This is a genomic window from Bradyrhizobium sp. LA2.1 (assembly GCF_040547725.1).
Lineage (GTDB): Bacteria > Pseudomonadota > Alphaproteobacteria > Rhizobiales > Xanthobacteraceae > Bradyrhizobium > Bradyrhizobium barranii.
In genome coordinates this window covers 102,934-121,745 of record NZ_JBEPQI010000023.1, presented here as the reverse complement: position 1 = coordinate 121,745, position 18,812 = coordinate 102,934, and the positions used below count along the sequence as shown (strand labels likewise).

The 18,812-nt window shown below is 64.6% G+C and carries 19 protein-coding genes; 3 read left to right on the top strand and 16 right to left on the bottom strand.

What is annotated here, in order from left to right; all coding sequences use genetic code 11:
- Window positions 1-51: 51 nt before the first annotated feature.
- The 3 genes from ABIB95_RS34710 to ABIB95_RS34700 all read right to left on the bottom strand — a co-directional run bounded on the left by ABIB95_RS34710 (window position 52) and on the right by ABIB95_RS34700 (window position 3,566).
- Window positions 52-1,047, bottom strand: coding sequence for a formylglycine-generating enzyme family protein (locus ABIB95_RS34710; protein ID WP_354246220.1), 996 nt, complete (start codon window positions 1,045-1,047; stop codon window positions 52-54).
- 382 nt (window positions 1,048-1,429) lie between these two features.
- Window positions 1,430-2,806, bottom strand: coding sequence for a peptidoglycan DD-metalloendopeptidase family protein (locus ABIB95_RS34705; RefSeq protein ID WP_354246218.1), 1,377 nt, complete (start codon window positions 2,804-2,806; stop codon window positions 1,430-1,432).
- A 109-nt stretch (window positions 2,807-2,915) separates the two neighbouring features.
- Window positions 2,916-3,566: a protein-L-isoaspartate(D-aspartate) O-methyltransferase gene (locus ABIB95_RS34700; RefSeq protein ID WP_208087020.1), complete on the bottom strand. Its 651-nt coding sequence runs from the start codon at window positions 3,564-3,566 to the stop codon at window positions 2,916-2,918.
- Window positions 3,567-3,803: 237 nt separating this feature from the next.
- Here ABIB95_RS34700 and ABIB95_RS34695 point away from each other — a divergent pair, with 237 nt between their 5' ends.
- On the top strand, window positions 3,804-4,175 hold the full coding sequence (locus ABIB95_RS34695; protein ID WP_028152469.1) for a response regulator: 372 nt from the start codon (window positions 3,804-3,806) through the stop codon (window positions 4,173-4,175).
- 3 nt (window positions 4,176-4,178) lie between these two features.
- Here the strand turns inward: ABIB95_RS34695 and surE are convergent, their stop codons facing one another.
- From surE to ABIB95_RS34635, 12 genes are all read right to left on the bottom strand, one after another.
- Window positions 4,179-4,946: a 5'/3'-nucleotidase SurE gene (gene surE / locus ABIB95_RS34690; protein WP_063983116.1), complete on the bottom strand. Its 768-nt coding sequence runs from the start codon at window positions 4,944-4,946 to the stop codon at window positions 4,179-4,181.
- A gap of 103 nt (window positions 4,947-5,049) precedes the next feature.
- Window positions 5,050-5,412: a hypothetical protein gene (locus tag ABIB95_RS34685; protein ID WP_071913617.1), complete on the bottom strand. Its 363-nt coding sequence runs from the start codon at window positions 5,410-5,412 to the stop codon at window positions 5,050-5,052.
- A 197-nt stretch (window positions 5,413-5,609) separates the two neighbouring features.
- Window positions 5,610-6,941: a serine--tRNA ligase gene (gene serS, locus ABIB95_RS34680; protein WP_071913615.1), complete on the bottom strand. Its 1,332-nt coding sequence runs from the start codon at window positions 6,939-6,941 to the stop codon at window positions 5,610-5,612.
- Between the two features lie 192 nt (window positions 6,942-7,133).
- Window positions 7,134-7,946 (bottom strand): twin-arginine translocase subunit TatC, encoded by an 813-nt coding sequence (gene tatC, locus ABIB95_RS34675; RefSeq protein WP_063983113.1) that lies wholly within the window; start codon window positions 7,944-7,946, stop codon window positions 7,134-7,136.
- Window positions 7,943-8,482: a Sec-independent protein translocase protein TatB gene (tatB, locus tag ABIB95_RS34670; RefSeq protein ID WP_354118119.1), complete on the bottom strand. Its 540-nt coding sequence runs from the start codon at window positions 8,480-8,482 to the stop codon at window positions 7,943-7,945. The genes tatC and tatB overlap by 4 nt, the downstream gene beginning before the upstream one ends.
- Before the next feature lie 86 nt (window positions 8,483-8,568).
- Complete coding sequence (locus tag ABIB95_RS34665) at window positions 8,569-8,805, bottom strand: twin-arginine translocase TatA/TatE family subunit (RefSeq protein WP_028156107.1); 237 nt, start codon at window positions 8,803-8,805, stop codon at window positions 8,569-8,571.
- A gap of 167 nt (window positions 8,806-8,972) precedes the next feature.
- Window positions 8,973-9,722 (bottom strand): SMC-Scp complex subunit ScpB, encoded by a 750-nt coding sequence (gene scpB / locus ABIB95_RS34660; protein ID WP_063983111.1) that lies wholly within the window; start codon window positions 9,720-9,722, stop codon window positions 8,973-8,975.
- Between the two features lie 21 nt (window positions 9,723-9,743).
- Entirely contained in the window at window positions 9,744-10,583 is an 840-nt protein-coding gene (locus ABIB95_RS34655) for a segregation and condensation protein A (RefSeq protein WP_063983110.1), read from the bottom strand.
- Entirely contained in the window at window positions 10,580-11,608 is a 1,029-nt protein-coding gene (gene nagZ / locus ABIB95_RS34650; protein WP_354246212.1) for a beta-N-acetylhexosaminidase, read from the bottom strand. Before nagZ ends, ABIB95_RS34655 begins: the two co-directional genes overlap by 4 nt.
- A gap of 46 nt (window positions 11,609-11,654) precedes the next feature.
- Window positions 11,655-13,256 carry an SPOR domain-containing protein gene (locus tag ABIB95_RS34645; RefSeq protein ID WP_354246312.1) on the bottom strand — a complete coding sequence of 534 codons (1,602 nt, stop codon included), beginning with the start codon at window positions 13,254-13,256 and terminating at the stop codon, window positions 11,655-11,657.
- 141 nt (window positions 13,257-13,397) lie between these two features.
- Complete coding sequence (gene argS / locus ABIB95_RS34640) at window positions 13,398-15,188, bottom strand: arginine--tRNA ligase (protein WP_208087025.1); 1,791 nt, start codon at window positions 15,186-15,188, stop codon at window positions 13,398-13,400.
- A 9-nt stretch (window positions 15,189-15,197) separates the two neighbouring features.
- Window positions 15,198-16,406, bottom strand: coding sequence for a deoxyguanosinetriphosphate triphosphohydrolase (locus tag ABIB95_RS34635; RefSeq protein ID WP_094184451.1), 1,209 nt, complete (start codon window positions 16,404-16,406; stop codon window positions 15,198-15,200).
- 123 nt (window positions 16,407-16,529) lie between these two features.
- Here ABIB95_RS34635 and erpA point away from each other — a divergent pair, with 123 nt between their 5' ends.
- On the top strand, window positions 16,530-16,859 hold the full coding sequence (erpA, locus tag ABIB95_RS34630; protein ID WP_014495044.1) for an iron-sulfur cluster insertion protein ErpA: 330 nt from the start codon (window positions 16,530-16,532) through the stop codon (window positions 16,857-16,859).
- 277 nt (window positions 16,860-17,136) lie between these two features.
- Here erpA and ABIB95_RS34625 read toward each other — a convergent pair whose 3' ends face one another.
- Entirely contained in the window at window positions 17,137-17,658 is a 522-nt protein-coding gene (locus ABIB95_RS34625) for a methyltransferase family protein (protein ID WP_085404644.1), read from the bottom strand.
- Between the two features lie 249 nt (window positions 17,659-17,907).
- On the opposite strand from ABIB95_RS34625, the gene ABIB95_RS34620 reads away from it, so the two are divergent.
- Window positions 17,908-18,810 carry a hypothetical protein gene (locus tag ABIB95_RS34620; RefSeq protein ID WP_354246207.1) on the top strand — a complete coding sequence of 301 codons (903 nt, stop codon included), beginning with the start codon at window positions 17,908-17,910 and terminating at the stop codon, window positions 18,808-18,810.
- The last annotated feature ends 2 nt before the right edge of the window (window positions 18,811-18,812 follow it).

Sequence of the window (18,812 nt, the reverse complement as noted above, 5' to 3'; positions counted from 1 at the left end):
AAAGGGTGGCTTGTCATTGAATATGCAATTCAACATGGCCTCGCTCTCCCATTATGATGCGTTAGAGACACCTCGCCTGATGCACCGAAATCCAAGGTGACTCGTGGATGTGTCGATCGGCTCCGCATGCCGCGCAGCCGGCCGGTAGCGTCTGCAGTAGTTCGGCGCGCACAAATGCGAGCCGCCTTTGATGACCTTGCGTGGAATCTTGACGTTGGTCGTTCTGGGGTCGTAGCTGTCGGCCTCGCGGCCGCCGCGCGGGTTCTCTGGAATGCAGCAGGCTTTTGCAGCGTCGGCCTCATGCCGAGGCGAGTACCAGTCGGACGTCCATTCCCAGACGTTGCCGATCAGATCGTGCAGCCCGTAACCGTTCGGCGGAAATGCGTTGACCGGCGATGTCCGTTCGTATCCGTCGTCCCTGGTGTTCTGGCGTGGAAATTCGCCCTGCCAGGTGTTGGCCATGTGACGGCCCCCGGGCGCAAATTCATCTCCCCATGCGAACTCGGCGCCGTCCAGTCCGCCGCGCGCCGCGAACTCCCATTCCGCTTCGGTCGGCAAATCCTTGCCGACCCATTTTGCGAAGGCGATCGCATCGCTGAAGGCCACATGCACGACGGGATGATCGTCCAGCCCACGGATGTCGCTGCTCGGCCCGTAGGGATGCCGCCAGTTCGCGCCTTTGGCGAAGGTCCACCACTGGCTGAAGTCCCGGAGACTGACCGGATACGCGGGCGGCGAGAACATCAGGGAGCCCGCATAGACCATGTGCGGGAGCATTCCCGGATAGTCCTTTGGATCGGGCACGATCTCGGCAAGGGTGACGTGGCCGGTAGCCTTGGCGAACGCCTTGAATTGCCGGTTGGTCACTGGATGGCAATCCATCCAGAACGCATCCACGGTGACACGGTGGACCGGCGCTTCTTCCGGATAGTGCCGATCCGAACCCATGCGAAACGTGCCGCCCGGCACGTACAGCATCCCCTCGCCTGGTGGATGCTGGAACAATTGTCCGGAATCAGGCGACGATTTCGTATCAGCCAGCTTCATGCCGATCTCCGGACCCGTGCGTCATTGGCCTGCGCTGCTACGGAAACGGAACGACAGACTTCCAGGTTGATCTAAATCAAAGGGTCCTGGTCACAACGTTGACGGTCCGGCTGCCAAGTCCGCTGCGCCATCGAAACTGAAGCAGCTTCAGGACATTAGGACATTTCACCGGCAGCCATCGGCTACTTTGCATGGGGTTGTTTTTCGAAAATTGATTGTCCGGACACAAAGCCTCAGTACGCCACGGTTCGAGGCAGCTTCTCGGCTTGGCAACCGCCGCCTCTGGAATACTGGATCGCCCGCACCAGTGCGCAATGCGCACAAGGCGGGCGATGACAGCATACTCGTGGTGATTGCGTGCCCTACTCTGTGGGCCCGCGCCTCACGCCCCGTTCAGGAATTGAAGCGGGTCAACCGGGCTCGATCCCTTACGGATCTCGAAGTGGAGCTGCGGCGACGCCACCTCCCCGGATTGACCCGACTTGGCAATGACCTGACCGCGCTTGATGGTATCGCCGCGCTTCACCATCAGCTCACTCGCATGGGCATATGCGGTGACGTAGCCGTTGGAGTGCCGAACCAGGACCAGATTGCCGTAACCTTTGAGCTCGTTGCCCGAATAGGCGACGACGCCGTCTTCTGCCGCCTTGACCGGCGTACCCTCGGGCACCGCGAGATTGATGCCGTCATTGGACTTGCCATTGGTCTTGGCGCCGTAGCTCGTGACCACCTTGCCGCGCACCGGCCAGCGGAAGGTCGGCAGCGCGCTGGTGGTCTCCGCAGCTTTCGCCGGAGCCTCCGCGGCCTTCTCTTCGACATTGGCCTGGGCCAGACGCGCGCTCTGCACGGGTGCGGCGACAGCGGCCATCTTGGTGGCGGGTGCGGGAGCAACTGCAACGGGCTGCAGCGTGCCCGCGACAGGGGCCGCAGCACCCGGCGCCGCGACCGCGGCGGTCTTGGCACCGGGCACGGTCAGCCTGGTGCCGAGCTTGAGCTTGGCCGACGGATCGAGGCCGTTGGCACGGGCAAGCTCAGCCGACGAGATGTGGTTCTTGCGGGCGATGCTGGCGAGCGTGTCGCCGTGGTTGACGAAGTGCGTGCTCGGCGGCGCGGCGACGGCGGCAACCGGCTTCGCAGCAGGCGCCATCGCGGGAGCCGCCGCGACAGGAGCCATCGCCGGTGCGGGCGCAGCCGCTGTGGCCGGATGCGGGATGATCAATTGCTGGCCTGGCGAGAGCGCGCGCGGGCCCTTGTAGCCGTTGGCGGCGAGGATCGCCTGCGGCGTGACGCGATAGCGCTTGGCGAGCACGTCGAGCGTGTCGCTGGTGCCGACGATGATCTTGGTGCCGCCGGGCGGCTGGGCGGCCGCGACCGAGCGCGGCGGCACGGTGGCGGTGGTCTCAAGATGCGGCTGTGCCGGGGGCGCGTAGGAGCTGACGCCGCGACCGCCTCCGGACACCCCGCCACCCGCCGCAACCGGATAGGATTGCGGCGCGGAGACCGCCGGCGGCGGCAAGGGCTGCGACTGATAATAACCGGGCTGCGTCTGCGGCCGCGAATATTGCGGCAGCTCACGCTGCGGCGGCGGTGCCTGCTGCACCGAGCCGGTCTGCTCAGACGCGAAAGGATTGGAGAAATTCGACTGGGACAGCCGCGACTGCATGTCGGCGCTGCACCCTGCGAAGCTGAACGAGATCAGCGCCAAGACCGCAACCTGCGGCACGCGGCGCGAGTAAAGCAACTCGGCGACTACAGACATGGTTACTCACTCGTACGCAACAGAACTGGTCTTTTAAGTAAACACGTCGCGAGTAAATAACGGCTTAACCCTCCCAATAAGATGTTGGCGGCACAGCCGATCCGGAAATCTACAGCTCCCGCGCCACCCCGGGCAGCGCCGGCACGAAGCGGACCTCGACGAGTTCCTTGCGCTCGATCCCGGCTTCGGTCCGGCTGAGACGGACCAGCGTCTGCACACCATGGTGCGGGCCGATGGGTGCGATCAGGATGCCGCCGACCTCCAGCCGCTCGACCAGGTTCTCCGGAAGCTGCTCCATCGCGGCGGTCACGATGATGCGGTCGAACGGGCCGATATTGGCCGGCAGGTTGAGGCCGTCGCCGAGCATCACCTCGACATTGTGACAGTTTAGCTTTTCGAGCCGGGCGCGTGCCGCCTCCGCGAGCTTGCGGTAGCGCTCGACGGTCAGCACCTGGCCTGCGAGACGCGACAGCACGGCGGCCTGATAGCCCGAGCCGGCGCCGATCTCGAGCACGCGGTGCTTCTTCTGGAGCTGCAGCTGCTCGGTCATGTAGGCAACGACGAAGGGCTGGCTGATGGTCTGCCCGCAGGCGATCGGCAGCGCGCTGTCACGATAGGCGGCGTCGCGATCGGTCTCCTCGACGAACAGATCGCGCGGCACCTCCTCCATGGTTCGTAGCACCGCCTGATCGCTGATGCCCCGCCGCCTCAGCGAGAGCTGAAACATCATCTTTTCCGGCGGGTGCTGATCGGAGGTCATCGCTGCTTATCGTCTCGTCGGGTCCGGGGCCACGTGTCTCGTTAAGACCCGGGGCAGGAATCCTGTTCCTACCCAGGAACCCATGATAGCCGTTCGGGCGCGGTATTGGACCATAAATCGGCTTGCAACGGGTTGGCTGCAAAGACCATTTTCAGGTGTCCGCTCGCCGAAACGCGCATTGCGTCGATTCGCGTTATCTGCGAACGTTTTCCGCAAATGGGCAAGGACTCAACGACTATGACCGCGACCGGACCTTCGGGCCGCTCTGTATTCCTCGTCGAGGACGAGGTGATGATCAGGATGATGGTCGCGGATATGCTCGAAGAGCTCGGCTACAAGGTGGCTGCCGAGGCCGGCGATATCACCGAGGCCCTGCGGCTCGCCCAGGCGACCGAGTTCGACATCGCCATCCTCGACGTCAACGTCAACGGCAAGGTCATCTCTCCGGTCGCCGATGTCATCAGGGCGAAGGGCTGCCCGTTCATCTTCGCCACCGGCTACGGCTCCTCCGGCCTGCCCGAGCAGTACCGCGACCGGCCGGCTCTGCAGAAGCCGTTCCAGCTCGACGCGCTCGGCAAGACCATCGAAGCCGCCCTTCGCGGCGGCTAGCGATTACTTCAGCGTCGCGCTCAGCGCTTCGGAAAACGCCTCATTGGTGCGGTCGAGCCGTAGCGGCGTGACGGAGACATAGCGCTCGCGCAGCGCCGCCAGATCGGTGCCTTCGGCAGGCGTATCCATCATTGCGGCGCGCTCGAAGCCGATCCAGAAATAGGGATTGTTGCGGCCGTCCCTGCGCTCGTCGATCCTGAGGAAGCCGAGATTGCGTTTGCCCTGGCGCGTGACGCGGATGCCGAGCACCTCTTCCGGCGTACAGGCCGGGAAATTGACGTTGATGACGGTGTCCTTCGGGATACCGGCGGCGATCACCTTGCGCAGGATGTCGGGTCCGAATTTGAGCGCGGTGTCCCAAAGCGGGCGCTCGCGCGTCTCGACGCTGAACTCCTGCGACAGGGCGAAAGACGGCAGCCCCAGGATGGTGCCCTCCAGCGCGCCGGCGATGGTGCCGGAATAGACCACGTCCTCGGCGACGTTGCGGCCCTTGTTGACGCCGGACAGTACGAGGTCCGGCGGCTTGGTGCCGAGGATATGGCGCGCGCCCATGATGACGCAGTCGGTCGGCGTGCCGCGCACGGCGAAGTGCTTTGGTCCGACCTCGCGCAGGCGCAGCGGATCGTTCAGCGAGAGCGAATGCGATACGCCGGACTGGTCGAGCTCGGGCGCCACGACCCAGACGTCGTCGGACAGTGCGCGCGCGATCTCCTCCACGACCTTGAGGCCGGGGGCGTGAATGCCGTCGTCATTGGTGCAGAGAATGCGCATATTAAAAATCGTTCCTGAGCGGGTCTGAGCCGTCTTATCCGGCCGGGGCCGATCAGGCAAACCGGCCGACTGTGTCCGGCGGCGGGTTCCCGGCCTGGTCCTGCTACCTGCGGATGCGCCATTGCGGCAGGAAGCGTGCGAGCCTGCCTTCCGCGCGCAGCTTCATCGCCGGCACCACCAGGCTCACGACCGGAGCCTCGATCACCCCGAGCGCCTCCAATTGCGCGAGGATCGGCTCCGGCTCCCGCGTCTGCGGAAAGCGTTCGCGCGCCACGGTCAGCGCCTTGTCGAAATCCGCAGCATTCACGCCGGGCTTGGCCCGCCGGCTGCACACGAGATCGTCATCCCAGAGCCGCGCGATCGCGATGTCGAACACACCACGCAGACGCTGATCGACGGCCTGGATACCGGCACCTGTCACCGCCCATTGTCTGCCGACCCAGAAGATGTCGCGGTGCAAGGCCATGAACAGTGAGTTCGTGTTGTCGGGTGGCCGGCAGAATAACCAGCCGCCCGATCTTCGCAACCAAACGTTTCTGCGTGACAGCCGGGCAACACGCACCGGATTCGCGTTCCGATAGAATCGGAACGGGACTTCAGATTTTTATCTTGTTTGACGCGCTTTCTCGACGCGAACCGGTATCCACTTCGCTCGAAAACGCCCTACTCGCGCGCGACCACCTTCAGTCCGCCCATATAGGGCTGGAGCACGCTGGGGACTGCGATCGAGCCGTCCTCCTGTTGATAAGTCTCCATCACGGCGATCAGCGCGCGGCCGAGCGCGGTGCCGGAGCCGTTCAGCGTGTGCACGAATCGTGGCTTGCCGTCCGGACCGCGCGAGCGGGCGTCCATGCGGCGGGCCTGGAAGTCACCGCAGACCGAGCAGCTCGAGATCTCGCGGAACGCGCCGCCCTCGCCCTGCCCGGGCATCCAGACCTCGATGTCATAGGTTTTTTGCGACGAAAAGCCCATGTCTCCGGTGCACAGCGTCATCACGCGGTAGTGCAGATCGAGCCGGCGCAGCACTTCCTCGGCGCATGCCAGCATCCGCTCATGCTCGTCCTTGCTGGTCTCCGGCGTCGTGATCGACACCAGCTCGACCTTGGTGAACTGGTGCTGGCGGATCATGCCTCGGGTATCACGTCCTGCGGCGCCCGCCTCCGCGCGAAAACACGGCGTCAGCGCAGTCAAGCGCATCGGCAGCTGCTTCTCATCGAGGATGGATTCTCGAACGAGGTTGGTGAGCGCCACCTCCGCTGTCGGAATGATGCCGAGACGCTCGGTCCGCAGCCGCTCCAGATCGGGTGCGGCGAGCAATTCGCCCTTGATCGCCCAGAACTGGTCATCCTCGAATTTCGGCAATTGTCCCGTGCCGAACATGATCTCGTTGCGGACCAGCAGCGGCGGATTGATCTCGGTATAGCCGTGCTCATCGATGTGCAGATTCAGCATGAACTGGCCGAGCGCGCGTTCGAGCCGCGCCAGCCCCTTCTTCAGCACGACGAAGCGCGCGCCGGAGAGCTTTGCCGCCGTCTCGAAATCCATGTCACCGAGCGCGCCGCCGAGATCATCATGGGGTTTGGGCGCAAACGCGTAGTTGCGTCGGTTGCCGAAGACATGGCGTTGCACGTTGCCGTGCTCGTCGACGCCGTCGGGCACTTCGCCGAGCGGCAGATTGGGGATCGCCGACAGCGCCGTGGCAAGCTCCTCGTCGGCGGCTTTCGCAACGGCCTCGAGCTGCGGCATCGTTGTCTTGAGCTCGGCGACCTCCGCCATGAGCTTGGCGGCGCGCGCGTCATCCTTCGCCTTCTTGGCGTCGCCGATCTCCTTGGAGGCCGCATTGCGCCGCGCCTGCGCCTGCTCCGAGGCCAGGATCGCCGCCCGCCGCTTCTCGTCGATCGCGAGCAGCGACGCCGACAACGGCTTCAGGCCACGCCTGGCGAGGCCGGCGTCGAAGGCTTGCGGATTGTCGCGGATCGATTTGATGTCGTGCATGGCGGTGGTCCTGGATCAGCGTGCAACAGCCAACGCGGTATGTCGGGAGCTTGCATCGCGCTTCCCACTACCACAGGCGTCATCGCCCGCGAAAGCGGGCGATCCAGTATTCCAGAGACAGCAGTGATTCTCCGAGGGGCCTCGGCGTACTGGATTCCCCGCCTTCGCGGGGAATGACAGCGCGCCTGGCCGCTACTCCGCCGGATTGGCCGGCGTCGACACGTCGGTGCCGGTGGCGGCCTTCGACGCCGCCGCCTTCTTCTCCACCATCCCGACCGCGATGATCGAGCCCTCGTAGAGCAGCAGCAGGGGGATCGCCAGCGAGCACTGGCTCAGCACGTCGGGCGGCGTCAGAACGGCCGCGATGACGAAGGCGATGACGATGAAATAGCGGCGCTTCTCGCGCAGCATCTTCGAGGTCACGATCCCAATACGCCCGAGCAGCGTCAGGATCACCGGAAGCTGGAAGGCGATGCCGAAGGCGAAGATCAGCGACATCATCAGCGACAGATATTCGCCGACCTTGGGCAGCAGCTGGATCTGCGCGGTCTCGTCGCTGCCGGCCTGCTGCATGCCGAGCGAGAAGCGGACCAGCATCGGCAGCACCACGAAATAGACCAGCGCCGCGCCCAGCACGAAGAAGAACGGGGTTGCGACCAGGTACGGCAGGAAGGCCTGCTTCTCGTGCTTGTAGAGCCCGGGCGCGACGAACTTGTAGATCTGCGTCGCGACGATCGGGAACGAGATGAAGCCGGCGCCGAACAACGCGAGCTTGAGCTGGGTGATGAAATATTCCAGCAGCGCCGTGTAGATGAACTTCGAATTCTCGGGACCCGCGACCCACACGAACGGCCAGACCAGCACGTTGTAGATCTGCTTGGCGAAGAAGAAGCAGAAGATGAAGGCCACGCCAAAGCCAAGCAGCGCCTTGATCAGCCGCGACCGCAGCTCGATCAGGTGGTCCATCAGAGGGGCTTTGCTGGCCTCGATATCGGCGTCGCTCATGACGCTTTGACGTCCTTGATCGCCTCGGGTGGCGCAGTGTCTTGAATGACCTGGGCCTGCTCGACCTCGCGGGTGATCGCGAGCGGCTCGTTCGCAGCCGCATGCGCCTCGGCTTCCACGAAGGTCTCGGGCGTCGGCGCTTCCGGCGTGGTTGGTGTCGCCGGCGTTTCGCTTGAAATCGCCAGCGCTTCACTTGAAGTCGCTTCGACGGCGGTGGTCGTGGTGGTCTCGGCCGGCTTGTCCAGCGCATCGACGCGGAGCGCGTCGCTGACATCCTTCTGGAGCGAGGTCATCAGATTGTTGCCGGCAAAGCCGGAAGCGGCTTCCTTGACCTCGTCAAAGCTCTTCTTGAGGTCGGCCATTTCGGCCTCGCGCATCGCTTCCTGGAACTGGCCCTGGAATTCGGCAGCCATCTTGCGGGCCTTGCCCATCCACTGCCCGACCATGCGCAGAACGCCCGGCAGCTCTTTCGGGCCGATGGCAACCAGGGCCACGACCCCGATCAGGACCAGTTCACTCCACCCGATATCGAACATGAGGTCTTCCGTTCACGCCAGCCGCGACCGGCCCAATCCTTCGCGCTTAGGATCGGCGCCGTCACCCGCGTCTCGCGTACGCTTACTCAGACGGCCTTGCTGCCGACGTCGGACCGGGCCGCGGTCGGCGGCGCGGCGGCGTGCTCGATCGACTTGGCCGGCTCGGGCTTGTCGGCGACCTTGTCGTCGTCCTGCATGCCCTTCTTGAAGGCCTTGATGCCCTGGGCCACGTCGCCCATCAGATCCGAAATCTTGCCGCGGCCGAACAGCAGCAGGACGACTGCGATCACCAGGATCCAGTGCCAAATGCTAAGCGAACCCATCCTGCAACCCTCCAAACACACTTGGCCGGGGACCCGGCCGATCTTCCCCGAAACCTAGGCTTGGCAGGCCTCAAAAACAAGGACCAAGGCAGCGCCAATTCGCTGTCGGCGCTACGTAATCTTGCCAATGTTAACTGGTCGCAGGGAGCCGCTAAACGACCGGGACGTCAGTCCTCGCTGCCACCCTCGCCGCCCTCATTGCCGCCTTCCGGCGTCTCGGGCTCGACCGCAGGCGCCAGCGCCAGATCGAGGTCCTCGCCCGGTTCCAGCGGATCCTCGTCCTCGCGCAGCTGCGGGTCATCTGACGGGGTCGGCACGCTGAATCCGGTCGGCAGGCGCGAATCCAGCAGGCCCGTGCCCTTCAGCTCTTCCAGGCCCGGCAGATCGCCAAGCTGTTCCAGGGTGAACTGCGACAGGAAGTCCTCGGTGGTTCCGAAGGTCAAGGGGCGGCCGGGTGTCTTGCGACGACCGCGCGGCTTGATCCAGCCGGTCTCCAGCAGCACGTCGAGCGTGCCCTTCGAGGTGACGACGCCGCGGATCTCTTCGATCTCGGCGCGCGTCACCGGCTGGTGATAGGCGATGATCGCCAGCACCTCGATCGCGGCGCGCGACAGGCGGCGGGTCTCGGTGCTCTCCCGCGTCATCAGCCAGGCGAGATCGCCGGCGGTGCGGAAGGTCCATTTGTTGGCGACGCGCACGAGATTGACGCCGCGCAAGGCATAGTCGGCCTGGAGCTGTTCGAGCGCAGCCTTGACGTCGACGCCATCAGGCATGCGCTTGGCCAGCGTCGCGGTGTCCAGCGGTTCATTCGAAGCAAACAGCAGCGCTTCCAGCAGCCGCAGTTCTTCGGGACGTGCCTGGGACTCGTTCTCCATCGGCTCGGCCTCTTCTACCCGCACTTCAGCCAGGCTTGCCATGGTAGCTTCTCCTTCTTGCACTTAACCGACCGGCGCATCAGGCGCAGGAGCTGCGTCCACGACCGGTTTCGGGCGCCCCTTCCGGAAATAGATGGGCGCGAACGCCTCTTTCTGGTTCAACTCGAGCTGACCTTCACGCACCAGTTCGAGCGCAGCCGCAAAGCTCGAGGCGAGCACCGTCGCGCGCTGCGTCGGATCGGCAACGTGCCGGAGCAGAAAGTCGTCGAGAACGCCCCAGTCGTCCTGTTCGCTGATGCTGCCGACAAGCCGCTCCAGCGTGGCGCGCGCCTCGGCGAGCGACCACACCGTGCGCTTGGCCAGATGCACGCTCGCCAGCACGCGCGACTGGCGCTGCGCGGCATAAGCGGTGAGCAGGTCGTACAGCGTCGCGGTGTATTTCGGATGCTTGATCTCGGCGATCTGCTCGGGCTCACCGCGCGGGAAGATGTCGCGCAGCAATTGCTGCCTGTTCATCAGCCGGTTGGCGGCTTCACGAATGGCTTCCAGCCGGCGCAGGCGGTTGGCGAGCGCGGTCGCCATCTCTTCTGCGCTCGGGCCTTCCGCACTGGGCGGCTCCGGCAGCAGCAGGCGCGACTTCAGGAAGGCAAGCCAGGCCGCCATCACGAGATAATCGGCGGCAAGCTCCAGCCGGATCTTTCGCGCGGCTTCGATGAAGTGGAGGTACTGGTCGGCCAGCGCCAGGATCGAGATCTTGGCGAGATCGACCTTCTGCTGCCGCGCCAGCGCGAGCAACAGGTCGAGCGGGCCCTCATAGCCCTCGACGTCCACAACCAACGCCGGCTCACCCTCGGCGAGCTCTGCAGGCCGCCCGGTTTCAAACGATAGGATTTCTGCGGTCATGCGGATGCCGTGTTTGCCCGTGCGATCAATGCGTCCAGTTCGGCGCGTGCGGCCACCCGGTCGAACGGCTGCGGTGCCTTGCGCGACGCAAGTGCGGCCTTCGCGCGCGCCAGCGCCGTGCCGGACAGCTCAGGTGTCTGGCCGGCGACCTCGCGCATCTCCTCGATGTTGCCGTTGCAATGCAGGGCCATGTCGCAGCCGGCCGCGAAGATGGCGCGGGTCCGATCGGCGATATTCCCCGACAGCGCGTTCATCGACACGTCATCACTCATTAACAAACCTTGGAACCCGATCACGCCGCGAATCACCTGAGTGATCATTGTCGCAGAAGTCGTCGCCGGATGGGCGGGGTCGACCGCGCTAAACACAACATGTGCAGTCATGGCCATCGGCAGGTCGGCCAGCGGCTTGAATGCCGCAAAGTCGGTCCGGTCGAGTTCGTCCCTCGGAGCATCGACCGTCGGCAGTTTGAAATGGGTGTCGGCGGTGGCGCGTCCATGTCCGGGAATGTGCTTCAGAACCGGCAGCACGCCGCCCTGCTCCAGGCCCTCAGTGACCGCGCGCGCGATCGCGGCGACCTTGCCCGGCTCGGTGCCGTAAGCCCTGTTCCCAATGACGGCATCGGCACCCGGCACCGGCACGTCAGCCAGCGGCAGGCAATCCACGGTAATGCCGAGATCGGCGAGATCCGACGCAATCAGCCGGGCGCTGAGGCGCGCAGCCGTCAATCCAAGTACCGAATCAGCGTCGTACAAGGTCGAGAAAATCGCGCCCGGCGGATAGACCGGCCAGTGCGGCGGGCCCAGCCGCTGCACCCGGCCACCCTCCTGGTCGATCAGGACAGGCGCGTCGGCTGCGCCCGCAGCCGCCCGCAATTCCTCAACCAGCGCAGCAACTTGAGCCGGCGCCTCGACATTGCGCTTGAAGAGGATGAAGCCCCATGGGCGTTCGGCACGGATAAACTCCCGCTCGGCGGCGGTTAGTTCCGTTCCGGATACACCGGTAATGAAGGCCCGCGTGCTCATAACGGCCGATTAACCCTGCCCCGCGAGGGGGTCAAGGAAACGGCCGTTAATTCCTCTGGACGAAGCAGGCGGACAGGCCAGCGGACTTCAGGCTGTTGCAAGCCTGCGTCGCTTCCTCGGCCGAACCATAGGGTCCGGCGAAAGCGCGATAGACGACCCCCTTGCCCTTGTCGGTCAGATCGACCCGCTTGATCACCGGCGAGCGCGATCCGAGCACGCTCCCATATTTGCTCTGAAGCACCCGGTAGGACGCAGCCGCGCTGTCTTCGCTCTGCTGCGAGGAGACCTGCACGACGTAACCGCCACCACCATTGCTGGCGGGCGTGATTTGCGTCGGGTTGGTCGCAGCCATCCGCTGCGGCACCTCCGCAACCGGCGTCGATTGCGGCGCAAGCGAGAGCGGCTGGTTGGCACTGGCATTGGCCGAAGTCGGCGGATTGCGCGGCGCCGGCGGTGCGGCGGGCGCGGCAACGGGCTTCGGCGCGGCTGCCGCCGGCTTGGCGGCCGCGGATTGCGGCGCGGTGCTATCGGTCTGATCGGCCCTCACGGCCACAGTCCTGATCGCGCGCGGCGTGTTGGCTGGCAGCGTGCCGTTGCTCGGGATTGGACCCGCGCTTGGCGGCGGGATCGTGGACGGCGACACGCTCGCGACCGTTGGCGGGTTCGCGTTCTGATTCAGCGGCGGGAACACCACGCGCGGACCGCCCGCCTTGGCAGCGATGTCGACAGGCGCCTCTTCGCGCGGCACGATCTTCTCGGAGCCATCGCCGCTCGCCATGCGATCCGGCACCTTCGCCGAGGAGTCGGTCGGCGCCGGCACGATCTTGGTCGGCGTATTGTCCGCCTTGATGATCGGCGGCTCGCCGCTGCGAGGCGAACCGACATAGGTCTTGTAGGCGAAGGCCGCGCCAGTGCCGACCACGGCAAGCGCGAGGATCGCCGCGACCGTCATCATGCCGCCGCGCGGCTTCTTCGGCTCGTCGAGATCGGCCTCGGGATAGTCGCTCTGGAACGCGTAAGGATCATCCGGATAGGCGGGATCGCGCTGATAATCCTGCTCGCCACCCTCCAGCCGTCCATAGAGCGCGTCGTCGTAGCGTGCCGGATCGGGCGGCTGATGCGGCTCCTGATAGACTTGCTCCTGGTAAGCCTGATCATGCTGCTGGTGAGCGCGGCCCTGATGGGCCTGATCCTGATAGGCCTGCGCTTGATGGGCCTGATCCTGGTAAGCGTGGTCCTGATAGGCCTGCGGCTGATGGAAATCAGGCTCGGGCGCGGTCGGCTGGGCTGAATAGCGGTGCAATGGATGAACCGGGTTCACAGAAACGGGATAGTCGGGCTGCTCGGGCGTGGGCTGCGGCTGCACGTTGGCGCGCCGCATCCATGAGGGCGGCCCGGGCTGAGCCGGCGGCGCCTGCTCGGCATAATCCTGCCGATAGTCGTCCTGCGGATAGTCGTGGTCCTGATAGCTCTGCGTTGGCGGTGCCGGCGGCTGCGCGCTCGGCCGTCCCTGCGCTGCGAATGGATCGGTCTGTCCGATCAGGCGGGCGAGTTCGGCCAAGGGATCGTTGTCCGCCTTCCCATGCTGATCGCCACCGCGACCATAGCCATCGGAAGGAAACGTTCTGTCCTGATATCGTTCGGCCATCGTGATGATGCGTCCCTTCGGGAAAGCCGCGCGCCCCTCGACCAAGGCGCGGCTTTCGACCCACAAGGCATTCAACCAAGTCTAAGCGGTCCGGCTTCTGCCGGTTACCCCCAAAATTCCCCTTAAGTAGTTCGCCCCAAACTACCGCATCTCGTCCGGAGCATGGACGCCGAGGATGGCGAGGCCCGATGCCAGGACAGAGACGACGCCCTGGACCATGGCCAGTCGCGCCTTTGTAAGATCTGCATCATTATTGATAATGAAGCGTAAATAGGGCAAATCGCGCCCCTTCGTCCAAAGTGCGTGAAATTCGCTCGCTAAGTCATAGAGATAGAAGGCAATTCGGTGCGGCTCATGGGCTGCGGCGGCGGCCTCCAGCATGCGCGGAAAAATTGCGAGGCGCTTGAGCAGCTCGAGCTCGACCGGGTCCGATAGTCGTTCCACCGCCGACTCGCCGAGCCACGCGATGCGCTTGCCGGTATCCTCAGGCAGTTCCGGGAACACTTCGGCCCGGGCGTTGCGGAAGATCGAGTGGCCGCGGGCGTGGCCGTACTGGACATAGAATACCGGGTTGTCGCGCGACTGCTCCATGACCTTGGCGAGGTCGAAGTCGAGCACCGCATCGTTCTTGCGGTAGAGCATCATGAAGCGGACGGCGTCCTGGCCGACCTCATCCACCACTTCGCGCAAGGTGACGAAGTCCCCGCTCCGCTTCGACATTTTCACCGGCTCGCCGTTGCGCAGCAACTTCACGAGTTGGACGATCTTGACGTCGAGCGCGCCCTTGCCTGATGTCGTCGCCTTCACCGCCGCCTGCATGCGCTTGATGTAGCCGCCATGGTCGGCGCCCCACACGTCGATCATCTCGGCAAAGCCGCGATCGAACTTGTTCTTGTGGTAGGCGATATCCGAGGCGAAGTAGGTGTAGGAATTGTCCGACTTGATCAGCGGACGATCGACATCGTCGCCGTAAGCGGTCGCCTTGAACAGGAGCTGCTCGCGGTCTTCCCAATCCTCGACCGGCGCGCCCTTCGGCGGCGGCAGGCGGCCTTCATAGATGTCGCCCTTGGCCTTCAGGAAGTCGATGGTCTCGGCGACCTTGTTGTTGCCGGTCTCGATCAGCGAGCGCTCCGAGAAAAACACGTCGTGGCGGATGTTGAGGGCGGCGAGATCGTCCTTGATCTCGTCCATCATCATCGCGATTGCCTTGGCGCGCACCGTCGGCAGCCACTCGGCCTCGCTCATCGCGAGCAGCTTGTCGCCGTGCTCCTTCGCCAGCGCCGCGCCCACCGGCTTCAGATAGTCGCCGGGATACAGCCCTTCCGGGATCGCGCCGATGTTTTCGCCAAGTGCCTCGCGGTACCGCAGGAAGGCAGAACGCGCGAGCACGTCGACCTGGGCGCCGGCATCGTTGATGTAGTATTCGCGGGTGACGTCGTGGCCGCCGAACTGGAGCAGGCTTGCGAGCGCGTCGCCAAACACGGCGCCGCGGCAATGGCCAACATGCATCGGTCCGGTCGGGTTCGCCGAGACGTATTCGACATTGACTTTGGAGCCACCGCGGACGCGGCCGTAGTCAGCCCCCTCGCGCAGCACCGTCCGCAGCGCCTCGGCCCAGGCGGTCGGCTTCAGCGTCAAATTGATGAAGCCGGGGCCGGCGACGTCGACCTTGGCAATCAGCGCGTCGGCACGGAGCCGCTCGGCGATCTGCTCGGCGAGGTCGCGGGGCTTTGCCTTTGCCTCTTTCGCAAGCACCATGGCGGCGTTGGTCGCCATGTCGCCATGGGAGGCGTCGCGCGGCGGCTCGACCACCACGCGCGAGAAATCGATACCCTCGGGCCAGTTGGCGTCCGCTGCGAGCGCGCGGCAGGCGGCGTGCACGCGTGCGAGCACGTCGGCGAACAGGTGCAGTGCTGAGGATGTGTCGGGCATGGCCGCCGCCTAACGCAAATCCGGGGTCGAGTCAAAGAGCCGCTGGTGCTCGGTCAGGGCGAAACGGTCGGTCATTCCGGCAATGAAATTGCCGATCCGGCGGGCCCGGTCGCCCTCATTGTCCGCCTCCGCCCCCAGCAGCCATTCCGGTGGCAGCTCTCCGGGCGATGTCAGGTATTTTGCGAACAGGTCGAACAGGATCTGTTCCGCCTCCCCCATCACCCGCATCACCCGCTTGTGGCGGTACATGTGCTGATAGAGAAAGCGCTTGATGGCGGCCTCCTCCTCGGCAACCGCCGCCGGGAACGTGACCAGCGCCCGGCTCTGCCGGCGCACGTCCTGGGCCGATTGCGGTTTCACGGCGGCGAGGTTCTTCTGCGCCTCCGAATACACCGCACCGATCAGGTGCGAGATCAGCTCGCGCACCAGCTCGGCGCCGCGCCTGACGTCTTCGAGATCGGGATAATGCGCCGAGGTCTCGGCAATGATCTCCGCGGTCAGCGGCATCACCTTGAGATCATCGAGATGGAACAGGCCGGCGCGCAGACCGTCATCGATGTCGTGGGCATCATAGGCGATGTCGTCGGCGATCGCGGCAACCTGCGCCTCCAGCGAGGCGAAGCTCCACAATTCGAGATCGTAGGTCTTGATGTAGTCGGCGATGCCGACCGGAATGCCGTGCTCGCGATAGGGCCCGACCGGCGCGCCGCTGCGATCCGTCAGCGGGCCGTTGTGCTTGACGATACCCTCCAGCGACTCCCAGGTCAGGTTGAGACCGTCGAACTCCGGGTAGCGGTGCTCGAGCGACGCGACGACCCGCAAGGTCTGGGCGTTGTGGTCGAAGCCGCCGAAATCCTTCAGGCAGGCATCCAGCGCCCGCTCGCCGGCGTGCCCGAACGGCGGATGGCCGAGATCATGAGCCAGCGCCAACGTTTCCGTGAGGTCCTCGTCCAACCCGAGCTGCCGGGCCAGGGCGCGAGCGATCTGCGCCACCTCCAGCGAATGGGTCAGCCGGGTGCGGTAGTGGTCGCCCTCGTGGAACACGAAGACCTGGGTCTTGTACTTCAGGCGGCGGAACGCGGTGGAGTGGATCACCCGGTCGCAATCCCGCCGGAACGGGCTGCGGGTCCGGCTCGGCGGCTCCACGACCAGCCGGCCGCGGCTGCGGTCGGGGTCGCAGGCATAGGGCGCACGGGGGGCTGCCATTCCGACGGACACGACGAATTTAGTCCCTATCCATTTGATTCTGCGTATGCTTGCACTTAACTATGCCGGACGCGGGATACCAAATGAATTGGACAAGTGAAGTTGGTATGACCGCGGGACTATCGGAGACGAGCTATGACGACTGACGTGACCATCAGTGACCGCGCCGCACGCCGGATTGGGGAGATCCTCAAGGGCGAAGGTTCTGGCGCGATGCTGCGCATCTCCGTCGAGGGAGGCGGCTGCTCGGGCTTCCAGTACAAATTCGACATCGACCGCGACCGCACCGACGACGATCTCGTGATCGAGCAGGAGAATGCCGTCGTGCTGGTCGATTCCGCCTCCCAGCCGTTCCTGGCGGGCTCGCAGGTCGATTTCGTCGACGATCTGATCGGCGCCTCGTTCCGCGTCAACAATCCCAATGCGACGGCGTCCTGCGGGTGCGGGACCAGCTTCTCGATCTAACCCGACTTAAAATCTGAAAAACAACCCCATGCAAAGTAGTCGGGAGCCGGCACGATTCATTTCGGATTTTCCGCAAAGCGTTTGACGCGTCGGGCAAATCAGGGGTAAGTTGCGATCATCGCGCGGTCCCAAAGAGCGGGGCTCGGCGGGTCCGATACAGTCTGACGCCGAAGCGGCCCCTGCCGCAGTCCAATCATTCTAGAAAGTTCGAATCTCGTCAGCGGCGCCATTTTACGACAGGGCACGCTACTACGCCCTTCCCGCGGTGGCGCCCGCGTCACGAATGATTCCGGCGTCGTGCGGCTCGCCAGGGCGTGAGCCGCGGAATCCAGCGCGGGACATTGGCCCGGAAATCCTCGTACTCCGTTCCGAAGCTACGAACGAGCGCCGGCTCCTCGTACCCCACGACAAACGCGTGGAAGGCGAGCCACACCAACACACCGTACACAAGAAGGCGCTGGTCGCCGAACAAGGCCGCTTGGCCCAGAATGACGGCGACAAGGGCAACGTAAATAGGATTGCGCACATAGCGATAGAGACCCGTCACCACGAGGTTCTGCGTCGGTGCGATCGGCGCCGGCGTGCCCAATCCTTGCAGCGCAAAGCGTGCAAACGAGTCGACAAGCCCGGGTAGACCGGCGACGATCAACAGGATCCCGACGGCGCGTGTCGCGTCGAGATCGAAGAAGGGCGGCCGAAACTCCCAACGCGTAATCCACCAGGGAACGAGCCCCGCCACTGTGGTGGGCGCAACCGCAAAGAAGAGGGCGGAGCCCAATATCGCGATCGTTTTCGGCATGGCACCTCCTTCCAGTCCTGTCGCAATGTTAATGCAGCCATGTCCGGTCAGCGCGTTCAGCGGAAGTAGGCGGTGGCCCATCCAAAATCCGGTTGCTCATCATAGCAGCATCGGCGGCTCACGCCCGCCCTGGGCAGCAGTCGAGCAAAATTGAACGTTGCATCATAGCGCCACGACGAAGCAATAGTGACCATCTTCATCTGCCGTGGCATCTGCCGTGGCGCGCCAATAGCGGTAGTAAATTATCCAATGCGAGTTATTGATCGTCTGTTCTGTTGCCTCGCTCTATTCCTTGCAATCGCAGCCGTCCCGGTGCTTCCCGCGCGCGCGGCCGAAACCTGCCCGTTCCTCAGCACCCAGGAGCTCGCCCGCGCGATGCCGGCGCTCAAATGGTCACTGATTTCAAATCAGGACGGCCGCGGCTGCATCTACCAGGGCGGGCGCGGCGACACGATGATGTTGACCGTGTTCCGCAATCCCGACAAGGACCGCGCCAGAGAATTGTACGCGACCTTCGTCAAGACGCTTGGTGAGCGCATGCCGCTGAACGCGGTCGCGGGGATCGGCGACGAAGGCCAGGGCGGAACGAGCGCCGCCGGCGCGGAACGCCAGGAAGCCTCGGTCGTCGCCTTGTCCGGCGATTACATTCTGCAGATCAGCGTCTATCCGATCGGCCGCCGTGCCGACGACGCGCTGCTCGGACCGCTCACAGATGCCGCGCGCGTTGCCATCGCCAACGTGAGCAAGAGCAGCGAGCGGTTTGGCAATTGCGAGTGGCTCACGGCCGCCGATGCCGACGGCTTTCTCGACAAGAGCACGCTGACGGTCCAGCGGACCGGCGCCGGCAGCTGCATGATGTTCGATCGCGAGGCCAATACCATGACCGTCGCGGTGATCGCGATCTCGCGCGACACGGTCATCAGCATGATGAAGCGCTCGGGCCCGTGCAAACATTTGGCGATACCCGAGCTCGGCAGTGAAGCGTTCGGCGAGCATTCCTGCACCAAGGGCAACGGTAACGCCGTCAACATCTATGTTCGGAAGAACGGCAGGCAGGCTTCGATCCTGTTCGCGCCGGTCAAGCCGCATCCCGAGTCCGGCTCGGTCGAGCGCCTGAAGGCGGTCGCCGGGCGCGTCTATGGAAAACTGTAGCG

Excerpts from the sequence above, each read along its gene's own strand:
- ABIB95_RS34625 (WP_085404644.1), bottom strand. The coding sequence starts at position 17,658 with ATGCCGAAAACGATCGCGATATTGGGCTCCGCCCTCTTCTTTGCGGTT.
- erpA (WP_014495044.1), top strand. The coding sequence starts at position 16,530 with ATGACGACTGACGTGACCATCAGTGACCGCGCCGCACGCCGGATTGGG.
- argS (WP_208087025.1), bottom strand. The coding sequence starts at position 15,188 with ATGCCCGACACATCCTCAGCACTGCACCTGTTCGCCGACGTGCTCGCA.
- surE (WP_063983116.1), bottom strand. The coding sequence starts at position 4,946 with ATGCGCATTCTCTGCACCAATGACGACGGCATTCACGCCCCCGGCCTC.
- ABIB95_RS34665 (WP_028156107.1), bottom strand. The coding sequence starts at position 8,805 with ATGGGTTCGCTTAGCATTTGGCACTGGATCCTGGTGATCGCAGTCGTC.
- ABIB95_RS34695 (WP_028152469.1), top strand. The coding sequence starts at position 3,804 with ATGACCGCGACCGGACCTTCGGGCCGCTCTGTATTCCTCGTCGAGGAC.
- scpB (WP_063983111.1), bottom strand. The coding sequence starts at position 9,722 with ATGGCAAGCCTGGCTGAAGTGCGGGTAGAAGAGGCCGAGCCGATGGAG.
- ABIB95_RS34710 (WP_354246220.1), bottom strand. The coding sequence starts at position 1,047 with ATGAAGCTGGCTGATACGAAATCGTCGCCTGATTCCGGACAATTGTTC.
- serS (WP_071913615.1), bottom strand. The coding sequence starts at position 6,941 with ATGCACGACATCAAATCGATCCGCGACAATCCGCAAGCCTTCGACGCC.
- ABIB95_RS34655 (WP_063983110.1), bottom strand. The coding sequence starts at position 10,583 with ATGACCGCAGAAATCCTATCGTTTGAAACCGGGCGGCCTGCAGAGCTC.
- ABIB95_RS34700 (WP_208087020.1), bottom strand. The coding sequence starts at position 3,566 with ATGACCTCCGATCAGCACCCGCCGGAAAAGATGATGTTTCAGCTCTCG.
- ABIB95_RS34620 (WP_354246207.1), top strand. The coding sequence starts at position 17,908 with ATGCGAGTTATTGATCGTCTGTTCTGTTGCCTCGCTCTATTCCTTGCA.
- nagZ (WP_354246212.1), bottom strand. The coding sequence starts at position 11,608 with ATGAGCACGCGGGCCTTCATTACCGGTGTATCCGGAACGGAACTAACC.
- ABIB95_RS34685 (WP_071913617.1), bottom strand. The coding sequence starts at position 5,412 with ATGGCCTTGCACCGCGACATCTTCTGGGTCGGCAGACAATGGGCGGTG.
- tatC (WP_063983113.1), bottom strand. The coding sequence starts at position 7,946 with ATGAGCGACGCCGATATCGAGGCCAGCAAAGCCCCTCTGATGGACCAC.
- tatB (WP_354118119.1), bottom strand. The coding sequence starts at position 8,482 with ATGTTCGATATCGGGTGGAGTGAACTGGTCCTGATCGGGGTCGTGGCC.
- ABIB95_RS34705 (WP_354246218.1), bottom strand. The coding sequence starts at position 2,806 with ATGTCTGTAGTCGCCGAGTTGCTTTACTCGCGCCGCGTGCCGCAGGTT.
- ABIB95_RS34645 (WP_354246312.1), bottom strand. The coding sequence starts at position 13,256 with ATGGCCGAACGATATCAGGACAGAACGTTTCCTTCCGATGGCTATGGT.